The following is a 521-nucleotide window of genomic DNA, read 5'->3' as shown; positions in this document are numbered from 1 at the left end:
GCTCCAACGATAATTATATCTTTCACTCCAATCCCTCCTTCTCACAAACACATGAATACATGTTCATATGTTCATACGTTTCCATAATCATAACATTTTATTTTTATATAATTCAATATCTACCCAAAATAAAAAGAGCAGTTCACTATAAAGTAAACGCCCCTTAATATGTATCATCTCGTTACTCATTAATATTTCAATTGTCCCTAAAGGATCTAACGGCCCATACACACTATCACCTAAATTTATTATCATTTCGACCTTACGACGTGAAATATCTTTTAATACCGCCTTTAAAGCGTGACTATTTCCATAAATATCTGAAATTATCACTATTTTTCTTTTCATTGTAACCCCTATTTTGATAAATTATTTATGACCCCTCAATTTCTAAACCATTTCCTCATAAAATGTAATTCTATTTGAAAATGGATCAATCACTGTTAATTCAAGTGTATCCCAAGGTGTTTTTTCTATATTAGGTTTAGAATATAAATATTCTTTACTCGATAATACAGTTT

Annotated in this window: 1 protein-coding gene and 1 pseudogene; both read right to left on the bottom strand. The window is 29.4% G+C overall.

Features of this window, described 5'->3' with window-relative positions; all coding sequences use genetic code 11:
• Positions 1–159: 159 nt before the first annotated feature.
• Positions 160–348: pseudogene (locus AC1DTM_RS31285) on the bottom strand (metallophosphoesterase family protein); the annotation flags it as partial.
• A 42-nt stretch (positions 349–390) separates the two neighbouring features.
• A partial coding sequence (locus AC1DTM_RS31280) for a glyoxalase superfamily protein (RefSeq protein ID WP_477001799.1) occupies positions 391–521 on the bottom strand: 131 nt, incomplete at its 5' end.

The sequence above is a fragment of the Bacillus sp. P4_D3 genome (assembly GCF_056401855.1).
Note: the sequence above shows the minus strand (reverse complement) of the source record. Positions and strands in the feature narration are given on the sequence as shown.